This window comes from Acinetobacter sp. YH12208 (assembly GCF_013418055.1).
Lineage (GTDB): Bacteria > Pseudomonadota > Gammaproteobacteria > Pseudomonadales > Moraxellaceae > Acinetobacter > Acinetobacter pseudolwoffii.
Map to the genome: position 1 here is coordinate 114,983 of NZ_VPCT01000008.1, position 20,247 is coordinate 135,229.

A 20,247-nucleotide genomic window follows, 5' to 3' on the forward strand; every position below is an offset into this window, starting at 1 on the left:
AACTTGGATTTACAACGAGGATTCGGTTGCCTGCTGATCTTGCTGACGCTGCACAGTGAGCGCCGCCAAACCCGTATAAATATGCTGTTGCAAGCTATGCCGAAACTCAACCAGCTCCTCTTGCGTCTGCACCTGAGCAATCGATAGTCGTGGCATAAACTGAAAATAAAAGGGCAAGCGTTTTGGCAACAGGTGTTTGGGCAGAGAAGGAATCACATCGCCCTGACGTAGTAATTTATTGAGTTGTGGTATTTTAAGTAGTGTTTGGAAATACTTATGCTGGATAATCTTATTGGCATTAAAGCCAATCTCATAGACCTCATCCGCACCGAGAGCGGCAAAAGGGACAAGATCATAGTTGAATTCTTGCGCCAGCTTTAAAAAGCCGTAACGCTGCTTCCAGATCAGCTGATACTGCTCACCCTGACGTTTGAGCACTTCACGACCGCCACCCGGAAAGACCAGAATGGAATAGCCTTGCTGCATCGCAGCACGCACATAGGCTTGTGTTCCATCAATGGCACCAAACTTTTTCACGGCTTTACGCCACAGCGGCACATAAAAATGGCTATGATCTGCAATACTGACCACAGCCACCTTATGTTCGTTGTAGAGGTAATCAATCAGCATCGGCGCATCAAAGATGCCATACATGGAATGATTACCGACATACATTGCAGGTCGACTGGCATCCATATACTCAGCCCCTAAAAATGTCGGGGTAAAATATAACTTGGAGAAGGCACTTAAACGCCTGATCCACTGCCCGTCATGCTTGGCCTGCAATCTGTCTACTCTCTATTTATTGCGGATCATGCCACACGTTTTTGAACCAGAATCGAACCCACTGAATAACCAGCACCGAATGAACAAAGTACGCCGTATTCACCATCTTCCACTTCATGGGCAGTGCGGTGTAATGCAATGATCACGCCTGCAGAAGAAGTATTGGCAAACTCGTTCAGAATCATCGGCACCAGACCAGGTTTGGCATTTTCTTTGCCAACCACCAGTTTCAGGATCAGTTCATTCATACTGGCATTGGCTTGATGGAGCCAGAAGCGTTTCACGCCAGTCGGTGCAATCTGATTCTTCTCCAGTTGCGCTGTAATCATTTTCGCAACCAGTGGGCAGACTTCTTTAAAGACCTTACGGCCATCCTGACGGAAACGCTTGTCATCAATGTCGGCATTTTCAGAGGTATTCAAGAAACCAAAGTTATTGCGGATGTTATTCGAGAACTGGGTGAACAACTCGGAATCCAGAATTTCAAAACCGGTTTTGCTTTCAGTGTTTTCAATAATTGAAGCGGTTGCCACATCACCAAAAATAAAGTGACAGTCACGTGAACGAAAATCGGTATGTGCAGAGGTAATTTCCACATTAACCAATAACACACGACGCGCACCAGCCTTAATCGCATCATAGGCCTGTTTCAGACCAAATGTTGCTGCCGAGCAGGCCACATTCATGTCATAGGCATAGCCTTTAATTCCTAAAGCGGTTTGAATCTCGATGGCAACGGCAGGATAAGCACGTTGCAAATTCGAGCATGACAAAATCACGATATCAATATCTTCAGCAGTTACGCCTGCATTTTCCATCGCCTGCTTGGCTGCGATTACACCCCATTCTGCTTGCAGTGAAATTTCATCATCTGCACGTTCAGGTAAATTCGGACGTAAACGTTTCGGATCTAGAATACCGCTTTTTTCCGCAACATAACGGCGTTGGACACCAGATGCCTTTTCAATAAATTCTGCACTAGAACCACGACGCGCTTCAATTTCGCCTGCAGCGATTTTGTCCGCATTTTCGTGATTAAACAGTTCCACATAAGCATTTAAACTTTCAACTAATTCTTCATTGGTGATGACATTTTCCGGATGGAACAAGCCAGTACCCGTAATGCGGATGCCCATGTAAAACTCCTTCTCTGAATTACCTATATCTTAACTGATTCCAAGACGATCCCATACTTTTTGCAAGCGAGTTGGAGACACGGGTGCTTTTGTTTTCATCGGTTGTGAAAACAATGAGATTCTTAACTCCTCGACCATGAAGTACAATTCTTTCAGACGAGGGTCATCTTTAAACTTGAACAATTTTTCCATCCATTGATCAATTTGGTCAATGGCGGAATTGTCCCTTTGTAGATTATTGGGCAAGCGGTCTAAACGCAAGATCAAGGCTTTCAAATAACGTGGAAATTCGATCCATACATCGGATGGTTTACGATATACAAAGTCAGAAAGACTCATTAAATCAAGTTGATCTTCAATATCATTGATATTTTTCTCAAACACAGAATGGTCTAAAACCAATAATTTCCGGCGGATTTCCTGCCACTGGATATAAATATCTGTAATCTCTTTCAGGGTAACTTGCCCATGACTTAAGAAAGATTTTTTTACATCTTCAACCAGTTTTTGGAACTCTTGCGCATTGACAGGTAGCTCATTCATGGACACTTGCAGTGTGGCATAAACTAACATTTGTTCTAGTTGGGCCTTGTCACCGAGTGGCGAATAAGCCAGTGCCAAAGGTTTGGAGATCTGTTTTTTTAACTGGCGAATCAGGTCTCCCAGTTGCATATGCACCAGTCGGATCACCCCTTCACGATGTTTTTTGATCGCTTCCGCCTGATCGTTAAAGGTCTGAATCACCACGCCCGACTCATCTTTTTGCTCCAGTGCAGCAAAGGCTTTGGTCGGCACCAGCGCCTGATACTGCTTGACCACGACACCCGTGACTTTTTGTGAGGCTTCAAACACAAAACTTTCCGGGAAGGTTTTAAATTCACCTTTCAGCTGCTTGACCGGACTATGGGTTTCAGCCCGGCAACGTGCTTTCAGCTCTGACAAATCACGACCCTGTTCAATGACACGACCTTTTTCATCAGTGACTTTAATAAACGGTAACAGATACTGTTCGACCCGGTCAAAGCTGAAATCTTTCTCAGTGATTTGATCGCCACGTAACTGGAACGCCAGGAAACCAAAGATATGTTTCTGCAGATCCTGTACATCGACTTTTGCCATGAGTTTTCGTGCAGTATCTGGAATTGGCACCAGATTACGGCGCTTGTCCTTCGGCAAGCCTTTTAGCAATGCTTCAATCAGGTCCAGACGCCAGCCTGGAATTCCCCAGGACCAGATTGCTTCATCTACCTGAGCCAAGGCTTGCAGTGGAATTTTAACTGTCGCGCCATCTTCATCATGACTCGGATCAAAGCGATAGGTCGCTGCCAGACGAAGTTCACCATTACGTAAATAGTCAGGAAATTGCTGTGTGGTTGGACGGTCATTCAGCCATAATGCATCATCATCAACAAATAAATAACGTGGCTGCTGAGGCTCAACCGTAGCCCGCCAATCTTCAAAAGTACGACGGCTGGCCACTTCAGCTGGCACTTTAGATGCATAGAACTGGTAAATGGTTTCTTCGTCTACCACCAGATCACGACGACGCAGTTTGTCTTCTACCCGTTCGACTTCTTCCAGTTTAAGCAAGTTATGCTTTAAAAATGGCGGACTAATACCGAGATGACCTGTAGTTAAAGCATCGCGTAAGAAAATTTCATGCGCCGCAGCCTGATCGACTTTTTCATAATTGATTGCTCGTTTTGGCTCAATGATCAGACCAAATAATGAAATCTGGTCATAAGCGTTCACTACACCGGCTTTTTTCGACCAGTGCGGTTCAAAATAATGATGCTTGAGCAGATCGCGGGCGGCTATCAGTATCCATTCCGGTTCAATCTTGGCCAGAGTGCGTAAATACACTTGCGAGGTTTCCACCATCTCAAAAGCCATGACCCACGGCGTATTGCTCTTATGCAAAGTCGATGCCGGGAAAATCCGGGCTTTCTGCTGACGTACCGCCATAAACACATTACGTTCATCGGTCTTGTTGGCAATAAACGACAATAAGCCGGTGAGTAATGCACGATGCAGATTTTCATAACTGGCAGCTTTGTCATTAAATGACAGTTTTAGACCTTGAGCCAAGTCCACCAGTTGTTCATGGGTTTTTTTCCATTCACGTAAACGCAGCCAGCTCAAGAAATGATTCCGCGCAAATGTACGGCGTTTATTCTCACTCATACTTTCGCGATTGCCGTGCAATGTTTCCCAGAGTTTTATATAGAACAAAAAGTCAGAATCAGCTTCACGGAACAAGGCATGTTTCTGGTCGGCCTGCATTTGTTTGTCTGCAGGACGTTCACGCGGATCTTGCACCGCGAGCGCCGCAACAATAATCAAGACTTCGTTTAAAACACCAAAATGTGCGCCACCCAAAATCATACGGGCCAGACGTGGGTCAATCGGCATTTTTGCCATTTGCTGACCGATTTTGGTTAAGCCACTGCTTTGAAGTCTCCCTTTCTCAAAGGGAGATTTAGAGGGATTTGCTTGATCATCTTCAGTTTTAGGAGAATTTTTCTCGGCCATTGCCCCCAGTTCAATGAGGAGCTTGCGGCCATCATTGACCAAACGGTGATCCGGTGGTTCGATAAAATCAAAGTCCTCCAGCGAGCCTAAACCCAGACTCTGCATCTGCAAAATCACCGATGCCAGATTGGTACGCTTGATTTCAGGTTCAGTAAATTCCGGACGGCTCAGAAAGTCGTCTTCTGAATACAGGCGGATACAAACACCGGGCGCAATACGACCACAACGACCTTTACGCTGATTGGCTGCAGCCTGAGAAACGGCTTCAATCGGCAGGCGCTGCACCCGTGAACGATAGTTATAACGTGAAATACGCGCAAAACCACTATCAATTACATAACGAATATTCGGTACAGTCAACGCTGTTTCCGCGACGTTGGTGGCAATAATAATACGTCGCCCACCACCGGAAGGATTAAAGATTTTTTGCTGCTCTGCCAAGGCTAAACGGGCAAATAAGGTTAAGACTTCAGTATGCCGTGGTCCATGCTTGATCAGGGTTTCCTGTAGCTCGCGAATTTCCTGTTCTGTACTGGCAAAAATCAGGATATCGGCATGTTCGGGATGGCCTTTTTCTTGTGCATCCTGAAAACATTCTTCTACCGCTTTAACCACAGCACGCGGCAAGTTTTCTTCGAAGTCATCAAATTCATCATCATCGCTGCCGCCAATGCTCATTTCCGAGATCGGGCGATAACGCAGTTCAACCGGGAAACTACGGCCTTCTACTTCAAAAATGGGTGCACCATTAAAGTAATTACTAAAACGGTTTACATCCAGTGTGGCAGACGTAATGATGACTTTCAGGTCTGGACGACGCGGCAGTAACTGCTTCAGATAACCCATAATGAAGTCGATATTCAGCGAACGTTCATGTGCTTCATCAATAATAATGGTGTCATATTTGCTTAGGTAGCGGTCATGCGTCAGTTCGGCAAGCAGAATACCGTCAGTCATCAAGCGTACAATTGAATCTTGGGAACCCTGTTCAGTAAAACGCACTTTAAAGGAAATTGATTCCCCGAGTTTTTCGCCAACTTCTTCAGCAATACGCTGTGATACGCTGCGGGCTGCCAGTCGACGCGGCTGGGTATGTCCAATCAGACCAGTCAGGCCGCGTCCAGCCAGCATGGCAATTTGCGGTAATTGTGTGGTTTTACCAGAACCGGTTTCGCCAGCCACAATAATGACCTGATGCTTTTGAATCGCGGCTATCAGCTTGTCAGCGTATTGGGTAACGGGCAAATCTTGATTCAGCTTGATGTCTGGAAGACGTTCCAGCCGCTGCCGCACTTTCAGATTGGATTTTTCAAATAGTTCCTGATACTGCTTGGCATTGGCATCTTTCCCCTTCTTCAGTCGATTTAAACGGTGACGGTCACGCGCCATTATCCATTGATCTACATTTAAATGACTCTGCACAGAGAAAACACCCACATCAAAAAACCGGAAAAGTTTATTTTACTTGGTTCATTAGCTTTCAGATAGTCGTAGTTCTGTTAAGTGCCGGACAAATTGGCTTTACTCGTCTCATTTCCCTTAATTCGGCGTAGTAAATCGAGCAAATTACCCCGCTACTCTCACCTGTCCACATGATTAAGTTTAAGCATAAACCTAATTTTTAAATTGATATCGAGAGTATTTTGAGGAAAACAGGATTTTTTTCCTGATTTGCCCTTGAATTTTTCAGTTTCAGCATCATGTTTGTTAGCACGAGGAAAAAGAGATAATTTTGTCATGAAGCCATCATCTTGATGCTGCTCAATGAACAAAGCTATTTTGTGAAAATGGAGAATTTTTACATGATTCGGTTTTTCCGATTTTTGTAATGTAAAAATACCATTTCACCAATAAAGTAAATTTCTATAAGCTAATTGAAATTCAAAACAAACCTCAATCATGGAGACAATGATGAGCTTAATTAATACTGAAGTTAAACCATTTAAAGCAACTGCATTCCAAAATGGCCAATTTATTGAAGTAACTGAAGCTGACCTTAAAGGCAAATGGTCTGTAGTATTCTTCTACCCAGCTGACTTCACTTTCGTTTGCCCAACTGAACTGGGTGACCTTGCTGACAACTACGCTGAATTCCAAAAATTAGGCGTTGAAATCTACTCAGTTTCTACTGACACACATTTCACACACAAAGCTTGGCACGATTCTTCAGAAGAAATCAAAAAAATCCAGTATGTAATGGTTGGTGATGCAAACTGGACGCTTGCTAAAAACTTTGACGTATTAATCGAAGCTGACGGCCTTGCTGATCGTGGTACTTTCGTCATCGATCCAGAAGGTAAAATCCAAATCGTTGAAATCAACGCCGGTGGTATCGGTCGTGATGCTCAAGAACTTCTTCGTAAAGTTAAAGCAGCTCAGTATGTACATGCTCACCCAGGCGAAGTTTGCCCAGCTAAATGGAAAGAAGGCGATGCAACTCTTGCTCCTTCAATCGACCTAGTGGGTAAAATCTAATTTTAATTAGATTAAACTGACTCAAAAAAACCACGCTCTTTAGCGTGGTTTTTTATAACTTTTGATTTGATTTATTTATTTTAGAAGTAATGTTTACACGCAGATTGAGTGTGTGTATTTATCCCGAAATTGCTTGAATCGTCTATTTCTTTGCGATCTATCAAACTGCGCTGAATAAGTTTTAATTTCTCGCTGCAGCTATTTTCTTACAATCCTCTGCCCATTCTTACAATATAGCTATACATCTACAGCACGGCATGGCATAAGTTCAAATGATAAGAAAATAAATATTCAGTGGAGGAACGCATATGCAAAAACTGCTTATAGTGATTTCATGGAAATATAATCCCTCAAGCCGCCACCTGAAAATCGTTTATAGTAATGGCCATACGGAACTCTATCATCCTGTACCCGAATTTATTTATGACAACCTGCTCAGACGTGAAGATAAAGCTGCTTTCGTACATAAATATCTTGAATATAATTTACATTTCAATAAAGTCTGTATGGATTAAAACTAATGCGATTCACGATATCCGACCATCAGCAGACCCGCACCGATCGGTACAGTGCTGATGATAAAACGCTGATCTTGCTGAATCAGATGAATAAACTCTTCCACTTCTGCTGCATGTGAAATGACATTATCCACCACAAGCATCCCACATTTTGGCTTGAGTAATCGAGCCAAATGCTTCCAATAGCCTAGATAGGCATCGCGCTCTGCATCCAGTAAAATAAAATCAAACTATTGCTGTGAAGCTTCTAGATATTGCTGCGCATCCATCACTTTAAAATCAATAAGATGCTCAAAACCCAATGTATTTGCATAGTGTTTCGCTTGAGTGACACGTGCTTTATCTATTTCCAGTGTGGTTATCACTGCTTGGGTATGCTGAGCAGCTTCAGCTAGCCATAAAGTCGAATAGCCTGTGGATGTACCAATTTCCAAAATATCTTTGGCTTGCTGGGCACAAATCAACATGGATAAAAATCGACCTGATTCTGGTTCTATATTGCGATATCGTTGCAGTCGATCTGTCTGCTTGAGATCATGCATATGAAATTTTTCATATAATTCATGCATGAATTTTTCAAATTCATCTGGATTTAGCATAGCCCCTCCCTGAGCTTTTTTAGCTTAAAGCGCCTGAATTAATTTAAAGCGTTCCACTTCACGATCATCGTTGGTGGTAATGGTTTCAGTGAACATTGTTAAAGGGCGCACCCAAATCGAATAGTCCCCATAGAGACATTGATAAACCACCAGCTTTTCTTCAGTTTCACTGTGCGTGGCGACATGTAATACCTGATAAAGCTGCCCTTTATAATGCTGATAAATTCCGCGCTGTAATTCCATGATTCAGCCCTCCTGTTATAGATGCCTAATACTAACTGAATTAAGCAAATATCAAGTTAAATTACTTGAAAATTCTTATTCTAACGCTATATAAAAATCTGAAATTAATGATGCATTTTTCAATAAATCAGTAATTCCGATCGATACTATAAAAACAAACTGTTTCACCTATTTTGATTTATGCACTAATATCGCTTTATCAAATAAATATTTATTCCTTTGGAGACGTTAGCCATGTTAGACCAAAATACTTCAGCTCAATTAAAAACACTACTCGAACGTCTGGAAAGCCCGATTGAACTGGTGGCGACTTTAAATGATTCCGACAAATCTGCAAAAATCAAAGAACTGGTAGAGGAAATCGCTGCATTATCTGATTTAGTCACTGCACGCTTTGATGGTACAAACCAACGTGCTCCAAGCTTTGGTATTGCCAAAGCAGGTGAAGAACCACGGGTCTACTTCGCAGGTCTGCCAATGGGGCATGAATTCACCTCACTGATTCTGGCTTTACTGCAAAGCTCTGGTTATGCACCGAAAGTATCTGCTGAAGTTTTAGAGTCGATTAAAGGCTTAGGAATCAAATCTGATTTTGATGTATTTGTATCACTCAGCTGCCATAACTGTCCGGATGTGGTTCAAGCCTTAAACCTGATTGCAATTTACAACCCGGGCACAACAGCCACCATGATTGATGGGGCATTCTTCCAGGATGAAGTGGAAGAACGCAAAATCATGGCAGTTCCAATGGTGTTCCAGGACAACCAGCATATCGGTCAAGGTCGTATGACTTTGGAAGAAATCGTGGCGAAACTGGACACCAACTCTGCAGCAAAAGAGGCTGAAAAGCTCAATGCTAAAGATGCCTTTGATGTACTGGTGATTGGTGGTGGCCCTGCGGGCAATACCTCTGCCATCTATGCTGCACGTAAAGGCATTAAAACAGGTATCGTGGCTGAACGCATGGGTGGTCAGGTCATGGACACCATGGACATCGAAAACTATACATCGATTCAAAAAACTCAAGGTCCCAAGTTTGCTGCTGAAATGGAAGCACATGTACGTGAATACGGTGTTGACATCATGAACCTGCAACGTGTCTCTAACATCAAAGGTGCAGATGAAACAACGAATGGTCTGGTAGAAGTGACTTTAGAGAATGGTGCCAAACTGGAATCGAAAACAGTCATCCTGTCTACAGGTGCACGCTGGAGAGAAATGAACGTTCCGGGTGAGCAGGAATACAAAACCCGTGGTGTGGCCTACTGCCCACACTGTGATGGTCCTCTGTTTAAAGGCAAACGTGTTGCGGTAATCGGTGGGGGTAACTCAGGTGTAGAAGCTGCGATTGATCTTGCAGGGATTGTAGAGCATGTGACTTTGGTCGAATTTGATACTAAACTGCGTGCGGATCAGGTGTTGCAAGACAAATTAACAAGCCTGCCAAACACCACGGTGATTAAAAATGCCTTGTCGACTGAAGTGGTGGGTGACGGTTCACAGGTAACTGCACTGAAATACAAAGACCGTGCGACCGATGAAGAACATACGGTTGAACTTGCAGGAATCTTCGTACAGATTGGTTTGTTGCCGAATACCGATTTCTTAAAAGCAACAGCGGTTGAATTGTCAAATCGTGGTGAGATCCTGATTAACGAACGCAACGAAACCAATGTGAAAGGTGTATTTGCGGCGGGTGACTGTACTACTGTTCCGTATAAGCAGATCATCATTGCCACAGGTGAAGGCGCGAAAGCATCACTGTCTGCATTTGATTATATCATCCGTTCAGGTCAGTAATCCTTAACAAAACCCTAATAAAGCCCGCTTGAAGCGGGCTTTATTTTTCAATAACTACCGGTTTAGATTCAGTATATTTTATAAGCACTGCGTCCATTCATCTTCTTGCTAATCTTGTCATAAGCATGTCATTAATTTTGATTCTGTATAGATGGTCTGTAACTGTCGATAATCTCGTATTGCAAGCCTGTGAAAGCTCTCATATGATAGGGTGATAAATCATCTTTCATGATCGAAGAATAAAAAAGGATAACATCCTGGGAGAAGAACAATGCACTACCAATATCAATGTGCCTGCTGCGAAAAAGTAGTGGAATCTACAGAAAAATCATGTCCAGATTGCGGTTCGCATCATATTCGCAGTCCTTTTGGCTTCTGGATTTTGTGTCTAGTGGCCTGTCTTGCTACAGCGATCGTATTTAAAGTGGTACACGTCTATGTGCAATCACAACAACAAGAAGTTCCCGTACAACACTCTATACTCGATGTTTTACAAGAAGAAAATAAAGGCCTTCGTTAATTTTATTCAGCTCTGATTGAGAGACCTGTTCCGAAAAACAGGTCTTTTTTTATGGTGCTTTAATACCAGTATCGCTATGCAGAAAAACAGCTTCATAGCTGCCAGATTTGATTTACAATAGCAATTCTTGGAATGAGAGATATGCAATGGTTCAGTTAATTAAAAAAGGTGGATTACGCGAGCGTGCCAACCGTAGCCGCAGCTATCAGGGTTCTGAAAATACCGAAACCAGCTTAAGACCCAATCGCTATCAAACAGCGGTTAAAACACAAGAAAATTTAGTGTCTTCTTCACTTATATCCACCGAATCCACTTTGGATGATCATCCAGTTAATTCATCAAAATAAGCGCGTCATACCATAACCATAACGCAAAGAGTAAAAATAGCCCGCCTGAAACGATATCAATATAACTCCCTGAACGCTGATACAGAGCTTTAATTTTCGGCTGTGAAATCAGCAACATGAGTAAAGCGAAAGTGATAAAAGTCTGCAAGGGAATAATCACCGCGAGTTGTGTTTTCAGATATTCCGAGGCTGATGAACTCAGTGCCAGTGAAAATACGCTGCTAAAATAGATCAGCGTTTTAGGATTAGAGAGGTTGGTCCATAGACCCAACATAAAGTAATTTTTGGGTTGTGCCAGTTCATTGGAATCATCTTCGGGCTGATGTTTATTCCTAAAACTGCGCACACCACCCTTGAGCATTGTCCAGCCCATTTTTGCCAGGAATATTCCACCGAGCAGCATCAAGACCTGCTGGACCCATGGAAACTGCTCGATTAAAACGGTAAATCCGGCCAGTGTCAGTACCACCCACACGATAATACCGGCCGAAATACCTGCAATAATTTTCAGGGCATTTTGGCGTGTGGTAGATGCAGCACTTTTGGCGATCAGTAGAATATCAGGGCCAGGACTTAGTTGAGCAACAAAATGTAGAAGGCAGATGGTAAAAAGCAGAGACATTAAAATAGCGTTAAATTATAAAAAATGATTATAACGTTTGTTCAAACTAATGAGAATATTCCAATAAAAAACCGAATCATCAGATTCGGTTTAAATACAACCTTTTGAACTTTGCAGAGGGATATCTTATTTTGGATTGATATCTTTCATTTCAATTTTTTTCGCTTCAGGCTTCACTTCACGCGCTTCACCATCAATGATGGTTGAATCACCACGACCTGCTTGCTGGTTTTGCATATCCTGCATTTGACGCATCATCTCGGCAAAGGGGTTCTGGCCTTGCGCACCCCCCATATCGCCCATCATGCCACCCATCATTTTTTCCATCATGGCCTGCTGACGTTTCATCATCGCCTTCATCATGGCAGCTTTAAATACTTGCTGCACGGCTGGAATCAGCATTAGTACCGCCAGTACATCGCTAATTAAGCCAGGAAGAAGCAGGAAGAAGCCTGCTAAAATTTTAGGTAAATTTCCTGTTAATGCAGGATCTGCATTCATCTGCCCCATTTGCATTTGCTGCATCTGTGGCATCACACCGGCCGAATATTTACGGATCAGGTTCATACCAATAAAAAATGCAGCCACAAACCAGAAAAATACGTACCACATGCTCCCGACGAGGTCACCCACGCCAATCCAGACAAATACTTCTAGGATTAAGCCTGCAAGGATAATAAGAAATAATTTCATGAAAATTAATCTAATCTCAGTAAAATAAATAATAGGATGATGTAATCAACTGCTTCATCAGGATCAAGCTTTTTTGATACGCTTATGTAACAATATGGGCATTATTCTATTTTTAAAGTGCGGGCATGTCATTAATTATTGGGATTGACCCCGGTTCTCGTTTAACCGGTTACGGAATTATCGAAAAAGACGGCTCCAAACTGACTTTTGTCGATGCCGGTACGATCCGCACAGAAACCACGGAAATGCCTGAACGTTTAAAACGAATTTTTGCCGGTGTAGAGCGGATTGTAAAATTTTATGGCCCAACAGAAGCCGCGGTAGAACAGGTCTTTATGGCACAAAACCCTGACTCTGCCTTGAAACTGGGTCAGGCCCGTGGTGCTGCTGTTGCCGCGCTGGTCAATCTGGATTTAAAAGTTGCTGAATATACGGCGCGCCAGATCAAGCAGTCTGTAGTGGGTTATGGCGCTGCCGATAAAGAGCAGGTACAGATGATGGTGATGAATATTTTGAAACTCAGCATCAAACCGCAACAGGATGCCGCCGATGCACTGGCGGCTGCCATTTGTCATGCACATGCCTCAGGTAGTATGAGTAAAATGGCGGTACTCAATGCTTTGGGCGGCATGGCACGTGGCCGCAGTCGGGTCAGCAGCCGTCGTCGTTAATGTTTAGCGCCGTATTTTAAAGCCTTGAATACCTAAGTCGGATTGCAGATGCTCTGGAATAATTGCTTGTCCGATTGCACAAGCAGGCTCTTTGTCAACTTCGTGCAATCATTTCCTGAAGCGGTGAATCTGCGCCAACAATAACAAGCCTCCACTTCGCCACTACTTAAATTTTTCACCTAGCCTTTTAAATCGAGTGCCACAGCCTGCTCAGCAAACCAGTAGCGCTAACCCACACCTCGCACTTGGCCTGAAATTTTCAGCTTGATTGCAGACAGATTAGCCGCCTTCACGATTAACCACCTGATAAATTGCATGTTTCATGTCCTGCGCCTGCAAACCACGTTCGCCGTTTTTGGCCAGTTCATCCCCTGCCAGTGCATGCAGCGTCACAATTTCATGCAAATGAATGGATTGAGCAAATTGTGCCTTTAGACTGGCAATCATCCCGGCCAGCACATCCCCCATGCCGCCTGTTCCCATACCCGCATTCCCGGCAGTGCAAATATACAGCTGTTGTTCCAGAATCAGACTGCCTGAACCTTTCAGCACCCATTGCCCACCATACTTCTGCCTTAAGGCATGAATCGCTTGAATCCGATCTGTTTCAATGTCCAAGGTTTTACAATCAAGCAAAGTTGCCGCTTCACCCGGATGCGGTGTACTGTAAGTTTTAGAATTTAATTGTTGCGGCTGTTTGGCTAAAAACCACAATGCATCTGCATCTAAAACAATGTCTAAGTCTGAATTTCGAATGAGATTAAACCATGCCTGATATTGCTCTTTTGCCCATTGATCACGTCCCATGCCCATACCAAAACAGACTGCATCGACCTGCTGAATTAAGGCTGTGCGCTGCTCTATGTTGAGAGCATTAATATCACGCAGCATAATATTCGGCGCACGAGACAAAATGGCGGTATGGTGTTTCGCATCACAGACAATGGTGACCTTACCTGCTCCGGCAGCAAATGCCGCTTCTGCTGCCATAATCACTGCTCCGCCCATTTCAGCATGCCCCCCCACCACCAGCACATGACCATAACTGCCTTTATGACCAAAGGCTTCACGTTTCGGTAATTTAATCTGCTGTGAGGAAAGTTTGGCAACTGGTTGCAGTTCGGCATCAACTGGAATGGCAGAAATCAGTTCAACCTTAGCGGCATATTCCTTAGCTTGTCCGGTAAACAGTCCTGCCTTTAAGCCCAAAACCGTATACGTAAAATCCGCTTTAACCGCAATAGGCAAAGGCTGACCGGTATTGGCATGCAGTCCACTCGGTATATCAACCGCGATTTTGAGACCTTTCTGGTCATTGATCAATTGGATGATGGATTGCCAGTTCTCATCCAGCTCACGATTTAAACCAATGCCAAATAAGGCATCGATATAAGCGTCATATTCATGCTTAAACTGAAAATGCGGCCCTACTTCCAATCCAGCATCCAGCGCTTCTTGCCAAGCTTTGGCCAAGTCCACTGATTGACCTTTTTCAGCCGCATAAATATCTACATCGAAACCGGCCTGTTTTAAATATTTTGCAATCAGATAACCATCACCAGCATTATTGCCCTGACCACAACACACCGCTATTTTCTGTATATTTTTTTCTTTAAATAGCACACTCAGACGCTGTGTGACTGACCAAGCCACCTGCTGCATCAAACCATAGGAACTATTTTGCTGCTGAAACCAACGCTGCTCCCATGCTTGAATACTTTGGCTATGATAAACAGGGCTATGGTAAACTTGTTGCTGCATTTTTTATTCCCTGTCTTTGGTTTATGACAACTCCCGATTCTTACGCACAAATTCAAGTCTATCAACAAGATCCAGCCGAGCTAAAAGCCTGGATTAAAGCGCAGGCGCTAGAATTGGGGTTTTCTGATTGTGTCATTGCCAAACCAGATGCTCAAGCAGAATTAGCGCGCTTACAGGAATATCTGGATCGTGGCTATCATGGCGACATGAAATTTCTGGAAGAAAATCTGGAAAAACGTGCCAATCCTACCTTACTTGTCCCCGGCACGCGCAGCATTATCTGCGTGCGTATGGATTATCTGGTCGAGACTCCAAAGCCACGTTACGTTCCGTATGCACCCAATTCCGCGATTATTGCGCGTTATGCCCGTGGTCGGGATTACCACAAGATCATGCGCGGTCGGCTCAAAACCTTGGCGACAAAAATCCGAGAAAAAGTTGGCGATTTTGAATCACGCCCTTTTGCCGATTCTGCACCCATTTTTGAAAAATCACTGGCTGAAAGTGCTGGCATGGGCTGGACAGGTAAACATACCCTGCTGATTCATAAAAAGTCTGGTTCTTTCTTTGTGCTTGGAGAGCTATTTACTTCTCTGGACCTCCCTTTTGATGCGCCTGCCAGTAAACATTGTGGTTCCTGTACGGCCTGTATCGACATCTGTCCAACTCAGGCCATTGTCGAGCCCTATATGCTGGATGCACGGCGATGTATAGCTTACTTAACCATTGAATATAAAGGTATTATTCCAGAAGATTTGCGCCGCGGAATTGGTAACCGGGTTTTTGGTTGTGATGATTGCCAGTTAATTTGCCCCTGGAATAGCTTCGCTCGAACGACTTCCGTAGAAGATTTTCATCCACGACATGGTCTGGATCAGGTCAGCTTGCTAGATTTATGGCAATGGGATGAAACCACCTTCTTAAGTGCGACCGAAGGCAGTCCAATGCGCCGTACAGGTTATCAAAGCTTCATGCGCAATATCGCCATTGGTCTGGGCAATGCACCTTTTGATGAAAAGATTGTTTACGCTTTACAACATCAACGGGCATTACATGACGAAATTGTGCAGGTGCATATTGATTGGGCGATTCAGGAACAGTTGACCAAAACAGCATAAATTTTCAATTTATTACTTCGGCTCACTCGATCTCTTATAAGGCTTACACAATATTTGATCACTTTATGTCATAAAGAAAGAGATGAAAAAATGACGAGAGGGACTGAAGATGCAAGAGCAAGATAAAAAGCAGCAACAGCACGAACAGCTAGATCAGCTTAAACAGCAGAAGCAACAACAGCAGCAGCCCCAACATGGGCCAATCGATTCTCCTAAGAACAATCAGCATGAGCAGGATGAACGAGTGCTGAACAAGCAGCATCGTGACGATCTGCAAAATCAGAATATTCATGGGGGTCATCGTGAATAAAAAATTTCAGGATTGAATATAATGACAAAGTCCACCCCGTGTGGGCTTTGTTTGTTATAGAAGGTCATATTTTGCTAGTGAGGCAGACACACATTTTTATTAAGATGAGGTGAATGATAAATAAGCACAAACAAGGACAGATATATGAACACGAGTAATGCAGTACGCAATGATTGGTCACGTGAAGAAATACAGGCACTGTATCAACAGCCTTTAATGGATTTATTGTTTCAGGCGCAACAGGTTCATCGTGAGCACTTCACTGCCAATACAGTTCAGGTCAGCACCCTCCTCTCGATCAAAACAGGCAAATGCCCTGAAGACTGCAAATACTGTTCACAATCTGCGCATTATGATTCCAAGCTAGAAGCTGAAAAACGTATCGCGGTCGATAAAGTCATTCAGGAGGCTAAACAGGCACTGGCTTCTGGAAGCTCTCGTTTCTGTATGGGGGCTGCATGGCGTAACCCGCATGAGCGCGATATGCCTTATGTTCTGGAAATGGTGCAGGAAGTTAAAGCACTCGGTCTGGAAACCTGTATGACACTGGGCATGTTGAATGCATCCCAAGCAGAACGTTTGAAAGATGCCGGTCTGGATTACTACAACCACAATCTGGATACTTCTCGTGAATATTATTCACATATTATCAGTACCCGAAGCTTTGATGACCGTCTCGATACTTTAGATTATGTGCGTCAAGCCGGTTTAAAAGTATGTAGTGGCGGTATTGTCGGACTGGGCGAAAGCCGTAATGACCGGATTGGTTTATTATATGAACTTGCCACGCTGGTCATTCACCCTGAATCTGTCCCGATCAATATGCTGGTTCCAATTGAAGGCACACCAATGGCAGATGTAGAAAAACTGGATGTTATTGAATGGATTCGTACCATTGCAGTGGCGCGCCTCTTGATGCCAAAAAGCTACATCCGCCTCTCTGCGGGCCGTGAATCGTTAACCGATTCAGATCAGGCTCTGGCATTTATGGCCGGTGCCAATTCCATTTTCTCGGGTGAAAAACTTTTGACCACCCCAAATACTGCCCAAGGTCGTGACCAAAAGCTATTTGAGAAATTAGGTCTGGTTGCAGAGCAGCCTAAACCAAGTGTACGTGCATTGGCGACCGATGCGATGGCAGGCTAAGCAATATAGGAGTGAATTAAGTCGCTGAAAAGTTATGTGCAGTAATCAGTATGCCATAGCGGGCATTCAGATAATCTCCAACTCTGATTTGATCCATTCCATTGGCATGATGCACCACCAACTCCTGAGTGATTGCATCATAGCTAAAAGACTCATAACTGTCTTGATGCAGACTAAGCCAATGCAGCGTATCTGCCAGATTGCTGTCTACGATATAGGTATCTGCATGAAAATTTTTGCTCATATGCCCGATCATCAGCTTGGAATTTCACTCTAATTTTAACGGAAATTAGCCAAGTATAAGCATAAAAAAAGTGAGCCCTCGCTCACTTTTTTTTGTAAAACATCAGTCCTTATTGATCCCACACTTACGACACTCCCTGTGTTCCCCGATTTCCTGCATTTGCTCGTACTCATAGATATGCAAGCAAAATAATTTTCTTAATAGCTGAAGCATCTTGAAACTCCTGTTTAATCATTTTTTTAATACGCTTCTTAAGATATTCCTTCCTGAAACATCATGATTTCTGACTAAAAAATCATCTCTTATTTATTAGCATAATTTTCTCAGTTGTAAAATGCATTTCATCTACTTTTCATCTTATTTCCTGATATTTTTTTGAAGTGCATCACAGTCCATTCATAAATATAAACTTTTTTCCTGAGGTAAAATTCTTCTAGATAAAAAATCCTCAAGAATGGCTCATAAAACTCATCTATTGAAGCCAGACCTCTTTTTTATAAGTTGATGCAAATATTGCCTAATTTTTATTTAAGTGTAATAGTTAAATTATCGTCAATGGTAAAATCATAAGCATTACGACAATACGAAATTAGTTTTTCAAATCGATTGAATATCTGCTCATTTAATTGTTTTTATTGGAAAAATCCTTTCCACTCCGAAGCAGGTATGTCTTTGAATAGACGATAACAAAATACTGGCAATATATGCTTTTCTATCGACTGATACTCTTTCTTATAAGTTTTATCAGTTCATACAGCTTGCTTTGTCTTCATCCATTTAATCAGTAAATTACCAAACAATAGGTTCTCTTTTTGTTGAGCTTTCAATAACTTCTCATTTTTAGTTTTTAAAATGAGTTCACCATTTTAATACTTAATGGCCATTGAACATGCTTCTCTGACTGAGATTACTGGATAAGTCCCAAGCTATGTCCATTTACCAAGTGTATTCTTAAACCGCAACTGCCATGATTTTTACCTGTTACAACGACTTTTAAATACAAACCCATAATATCCGAAACCCTATACTCTAATTCTTTAGGTTTTAACACTGCAAATTGGGTATCTGTGAGCAATTTAGATTTAGCAATAAAATTATGATTTTCCTAGATTAAACTAGGCTCCTGTATCCTGAGTTATATTTTAAATTTATGATACAAACAAGGATACGAATAGGGTGTTTTTCTACGAGTCTACCTGAGTATTCTTAAGACACACAAAAACCCTTAACTCTTTTAGAGTTAAGGGTTTAGATCTTATATAAAGCTATATAAATATAAAATTTGGTGGGCCCAGACGGACAACAACCCTCTCCTACCCTATTGTTTTTATTACACTAATTAATATTAAAAAATTACAGGATACAAGCTAGGATACATGATTCAAGTGTTGTTTTTTTGACCAGTTGAACTTTTTTCACCACCGAACTCCCCTACCACATCACCGTGTTTACTGGATTTTTACAATACAAAGCTTCTTGGTGAAAGAAGAGCCGACATCAATATAATGGCAATTATCAATTTTAGTATGTTCTTTTACAATTGTGTGGCCTAGATAAATTTCATCAATACCATCAACAATATCATAGTGAGCTGAATGCTGACGAATTCTCCCTCTCCCCCATAATGCATTACTATAGGCAGAAGTTACACCTGAAATTTTATAGTCACCTTGTGCAATATCATACTTAAAAGCATTCCAATCATGAATATCGACATCTGCATGCACTACCCCAATGATTTTATGTGCCATTTGAACCTCTATGACTAAAGGCAATTGTTGGAAATGAGCTCTAATTTCAGATTGCTTTTCCAAGCTGAGTTGATAAAACCACTCCCCGCCATGACGTGTATGCATATCTTTTATTTTAGGATCATGTGCCGACATCATGCACATTTCTTCATGATTTCCTCTAACGGTGTGAAACCATGATTCTTCTAGCAAAGAAATACACTCAAGATTCTCTGTACCTCGATCTACAAGATCACCAGTACAAATGAGTAAATCATTGTGAAAGTCAAAATTGATTTTCTTGAGTTCTTGCATCAACAAACTATGGCAGCCATGTAAGTCACCTACCATATAGACATGATTTGCATGATCTGCATTTATTGTATAAATGAAGGAGCCGCTCATTAGCTTAATTATACCTTTCTGCTTTCACTATGATGATCACTTAAAAAGCTTCCAGTCAGTAGTATACTGGTCAAAACTATAGTCATAGGCAACAGGACTTTCTATATATCATCCAACCAGAGGAACACCATGATCTGACTTTCCATCCCTAGGAAGGGCATCAGAGAAACAAACTGGACATCCCCCTTTGAAACGATTCACTCGCGTTAATTGATGACAATCTTTGTCTCGATACATTTCAAAATCAGCATGCTCTTCACTGAATGAAATAAGCATCATAGGTACTTTAATCACACGATACTCGGGTAAACTCTAATTCTACATATAAAACCTAGAACTATTGGCTAACATTTTCCGAGAAAGTTATAGAAAGGCTCCAAATACTCAATGGATGAAGGATATCCCCTATAAATTTCTTGTCGATGCAATATGTAATACGATAAGTGCGAAAATTGGAACTTAACTAGGGCGTGTCATCAATTAAGCCAAATGATTGTTGAAGCCAGGTAGATCGCTGATAAGAAGTTTTGAGCCAATTTATCATAGCGTGTGGCAATAGCACGATACTGCTTGAGCTTGGCAAAAAAGTTC

General features: G+C 42.4%; 19 protein-coding genes and 1 pseudogene. 9 read left to right on the top strand and 11 right to left on the bottom strand.

Translation table 11 applies throughout. The features are described from left to right. Nucleotides 1-9: 9 nt before the first annotated feature. Genes FTU95_RS09780 through hrpA form a run of 3 tightly spaced genes read right to left on the bottom strand, consistent with a single transcriptional unit; the run spans nucleotide 10 to nucleotide 5,876 of the window. Nucleotides 10-786, bottom strand: coding sequence for a 1-acyl-sn-glycerol-3-phosphate acyltransferase (locus FTU95_RS09780; RefSeq protein WP_180078307.1), 777 nt, complete (start codon nucleotides 784-786; stop codon nucleotides 10-12). Between the two features lie 26 nt (nucleotides 787-812). Next, nucleotides 813-1,922, bottom strand: coding sequence for a beta-ketoacyl-ACP synthase III (locus tag FTU95_RS09785; protein WP_005170328.1), 1,110 nt, complete (start codon nucleotides 1,920-1,922; stop codon nucleotides 813-815). A 30-nt stretch (nucleotides 1,923-1,952) separates the two neighbouring features. Next, on the bottom strand, nucleotides 1,953-5,876 hold the full coding sequence (hrpA, locus tag FTU95_RS09790) for an ATP-dependent RNA helicase HrpA (RefSeq protein ID WP_180078309.1): 3,924 nt from the start codon (nucleotides 5,874-5,876) through the stop codon (nucleotides 1,953-1,955). A 489-nt stretch (nucleotides 5,877-6,365) separates the two neighbouring features. On the opposite strand from hrpA, the gene ahpC reads away from it, so the two are divergent. Next, nucleotides 6,366-6,929 carry an alkyl hydroperoxide reductase subunit C gene (ahpC, locus tag FTU95_RS09795; RefSeq protein ID WP_005097370.1) on the top strand — a complete coding sequence of 188 codons (564 nt, stop codon included), beginning with the start codon at nucleotides 6,366-6,368 and terminating at the stop codon, nucleotides 6,927-6,929. A gap of 308 nt (nucleotides 6,930-7,237) precedes the next feature. Next, complete coding sequence (locus FTU95_RS09800) at nucleotides 7,238-7,444, top strand: KTSC domain-containing protein (RefSeq protein WP_180078311.1); 207 nt, start codon at nucleotides 7,238-7,240, stop codon at nucleotides 7,442-7,444. Between the two features lie 2 nt (nucleotides 7,445-7,446). Here the strand turns inward: FTU95_RS09800 and FTU95_RS09805 are convergent. Both FTU95_RS09805 and FTU95_RS09810 read right to left on the bottom strand, forming a co-directional pair. After that, nucleotides 7,447-8,046: pseudogene (locus FTU95_RS09805) on the bottom strand (O-methyltransferase). Nucleotides 8,047-8,070: 24 nt separating this feature from the next. After that, nucleotides 8,071-8,289 (bottom strand): DUF1653 domain-containing protein, encoded by a 219-nt coding sequence (locus FTU95_RS09810; protein ID WP_005097373.1) that lies wholly within the window; start codon nucleotides 8,287-8,289, stop codon nucleotides 8,071-8,073. 234 nt (nucleotides 8,290-8,523) lie between these two features. Between FTU95_RS09810 and ahpF the strand changes: the two genes are divergently transcribed. The 3 genes from ahpF to FTU95_RS09825 all read left to right on the top strand — a co-directional run bounded on the left by ahpF (nucleotide 8,524) and on the right by FTU95_RS09825 (nucleotide 10,956). Then, on the top strand, nucleotides 8,524-10,089 hold the full coding sequence (gene ahpF / locus FTU95_RS09815) for an alkyl hydroperoxide reductase subunit F (RefSeq protein WP_180078314.1): 1,566 nt from the start codon (nucleotides 8,524-8,526) through the stop codon (nucleotides 10,087-10,089). 271 nt (nucleotides 10,090-10,360) lie between these two features. After that, on the top strand, nucleotides 10,361-10,609 hold the full coding sequence (locus tag FTU95_RS09820; RefSeq protein ID WP_005097376.1) for a hypothetical protein: 249 nt from the start codon (nucleotides 10,361-10,363) through the stop codon (nucleotides 10,607-10,609). A 146-nt stretch (nucleotides 10,610-10,755) separates the two neighbouring features. After that, nucleotides 10,756-10,956, top strand: a complete 201-nt coding sequence (locus tag FTU95_RS09825) for a hypothetical protein (RefSeq protein WP_005097377.1) — start codon at nucleotides 10,756-10,758, stop codon at nucleotides 10,954-10,956. Here the strand turns inward: FTU95_RS09825 and FTU95_RS09830 are convergent. Both FTU95_RS09830 and FTU95_RS09835 read right to left on the bottom strand, forming a co-directional pair. Further along, nucleotides 10,940-11,578 (bottom strand): LysE family transporter, encoded by a 639-nt coding sequence (locus tag FTU95_RS09830; RefSeq protein ID WP_180078317.1) that lies wholly within the window; start codon nucleotides 11,576-11,578, stop codon nucleotides 10,940-10,942. The two genes, FTU95_RS09825 and FTU95_RS09830, sit on opposite strands and share 17 nt — an antisense overlap. A gap of 126 nt (nucleotides 11,579-11,704) precedes the next feature. Continuing rightward, the gene (locus FTU95_RS09835) at nucleotides 11,705-12,271 is read right to left on the bottom strand and encodes an FxsA family protein (RefSeq protein ID WP_005170309.1); all 567 of its coding nucleotides are present in this window, start codon (nucleotides 12,269-12,271) and stop codon (nucleotides 11,705-11,707) included. Between the two features lie 125 nt (nucleotides 12,272-12,396). Here FTU95_RS09835 and ruvC point away from each other — a divergent pair, with 125 nt between their 5' ends. Continuing rightward, complete coding sequence (ruvC, locus tag FTU95_RS09840; RefSeq protein ID WP_004278925.1) at nucleotides 12,397-12,942, top strand: crossover junction endodeoxyribonuclease RuvC; 546 nt, start codon at nucleotides 12,397-12,399, stop codon at nucleotides 12,940-12,942. Nucleotides 12,943-13,221: 279 nt separating this feature from the next. On the opposite strand, the gene FTU95_RS09845 is transcribed toward ruvC, so the two are convergent. Then, nucleotides 13,222-14,703 (bottom strand): NAD(P)H-hydrate dehydratase, encoded by a 1,482-nt coding sequence (locus FTU95_RS09845; RefSeq protein ID WP_180078320.1) that lies wholly within the window; start codon nucleotides 14,701-14,703, stop codon nucleotides 13,222-13,224. Between the two features lie 23 nt (nucleotides 14,704-14,726). Between FTU95_RS09845 and queG the strand changes: the two genes are divergently transcribed. From queG to bioB, 3 genes are all read left to right on the top strand, one after another. Beyond that, entirely contained in the window at nucleotides 14,727-15,821 is a 1,095-nt protein-coding gene (queG, locus tag FTU95_RS09850) for a tRNA epoxyqueuosine(34) reductase QueG (protein ID WP_180078324.1), read from the top strand. 109 nt (nucleotides 15,822-15,930) lie between these two features. Continuing rightward, nucleotides 15,931-16,131, top strand: a complete 201-nt coding sequence (locus FTU95_RS09855; RefSeq protein WP_005097383.1) for a hypothetical protein — start codon at nucleotides 15,931-15,933, stop codon at nucleotides 16,129-16,131. Between the two features lie 144 nt (nucleotides 16,132-16,275). Next, nucleotides 16,276-17,277 carry a biotin synthase BioB gene (gene bioB, locus FTU95_RS09860; protein ID WP_100329905.1) on the top strand — a complete coding sequence of 334 codons (1,002 nt, stop codon included), beginning with the start codon at nucleotides 16,276-16,278 and terminating at the stop codon, nucleotides 17,275-17,277. Between the two features lie 16 nt (nucleotides 17,278-17,293). Here bioB and FTU95_RS09865 read toward each other — a convergent pair whose 3' ends face one another. The 3 genes from FTU95_RS09865 to FTU95_RS09875 all read right to left on the bottom strand — a co-directional run. Next, nucleotides 17,294-17,521, bottom strand: a complete 228-nt coding sequence (locus FTU95_RS09865; protein ID WP_074383544.1) for a hypothetical protein — start codon at nucleotides 17,519-17,521, stop codon at nucleotides 17,294-17,296. 1,448 nt (nucleotides 17,522-18,969) lie between these two features. Beyond that, on the bottom strand, nucleotides 18,970-19,656 hold the full coding sequence (locus FTU95_RS09870; protein WP_180078326.1) for a metallophosphoesterase: 687 nt from the start codon (nucleotides 19,654-19,656) through the stop codon (nucleotides 18,970-18,972). 476 nt (nucleotides 19,657-20,132) lie between these two features. Continuing rightward, a partial coding sequence (locus FTU95_RS09875; RefSeq protein ID WP_180050720.1) for a transposase occupies nucleotides 20,133-20,247 on the bottom strand: 115 nt, incomplete at its 5' end.

Coding starts and splice junctions, on each gene's coding strand:
- FTU95_RS09820 (WP_005097376.1), top strand. CDS start 10,361: ATGCACTACCAATATCAATGTGCCTGCTGCGAAAAAGTAGTGGAATCT.
- FTU95_RS09845 (WP_180078320.1), bottom strand. CDS start 14,703: ATGCAGCAACAAGTTTACCATAGCCCTGTTTATCATAGCCAAAGTATT.
- FTU95_RS09825 (WP_005097377.1), top strand. CDS start 10,756: ATGGTTCAGTTAATTAAAAAAGGTGGATTACGCGAGCGTGCCAACCGT.
- FTU95_RS09855 (WP_005097383.1), top strand. CDS start 15,931: ATGCAAGAGCAAGATAAAAAGCAGCAACAGCACGAACAGCTAGATCAG.
- ahpC (WP_005097370.1), top strand. CDS start 6,366: ATGAGCTTAATTAATACTGAAGTTAAACCATTTAAAGCAACTGCATTC.
- ruvC (WP_004278925.1), top strand. CDS start 12,397: ATGTCATTAATTATTGGGATTGACCCCGGTTCTCGTTTAACCGGTTAC.
- bioB (WP_100329905.1), top strand. CDS start 16,276: ATGAACACGAGTAATGCAGTACGCAATGATTGGTCACGTGAAGAAATA.
- FTU95_RS09800 (WP_180078311.1), top strand. CDS start 7,238: ATGCAAAAACTGCTTATAGTGATTTCATGGAAATATAATCCCTCAAGC.
- FTU95_RS09865 (WP_074383544.1), bottom strand. CDS start 17,521: ATGAGCAAAAATTTTCATGCAGATACCTATATCGTAGACAGCAATCTG.
- FTU95_RS09870 (WP_180078326.1), bottom strand. CDS start 19,656: ATGAGCGGCTCCTTCATTTATACAATAAATGCAGATCATGCAAATCAT.
- queG (WP_180078324.1), top strand. CDS start 14,727: ATGACAACTCCCGATTCTTACGCACAAATTCAAGTCTATCAACAAGAT.
- FTU95_RS09785 (WP_005170328.1), bottom strand. CDS start 1,922: ATGGGCATCCGCATTACGGGTACTGGCTTGTTCCATCCGGAAAATGTC.
- ahpF (WP_180078314.1), top strand. CDS start 8,524: ATGTTAGACCAAAATACTTCAGCTCAATTAAAAACACTACTCGAACGT.
- FTU95_RS09810 (WP_005097373.1), bottom strand. CDS start 8,289: ATGGAATTACAGCGCGGAATTTATCAGCATTATAAAGGGCAGCTTTAT.
- FTU95_RS09830 (WP_180078317.1), bottom strand. CDS start 11,578: ATGTCTCTGCTTTTTACCATCTGCCTTCTACATTTTGTTGCTCAACTA.
- FTU95_RS09835 (WP_005170309.1), bottom strand. CDS start 12,271: ATGAAATTATTTCTTATTATCCTTGCAGGCTTAATCCTAGAAGTATTT.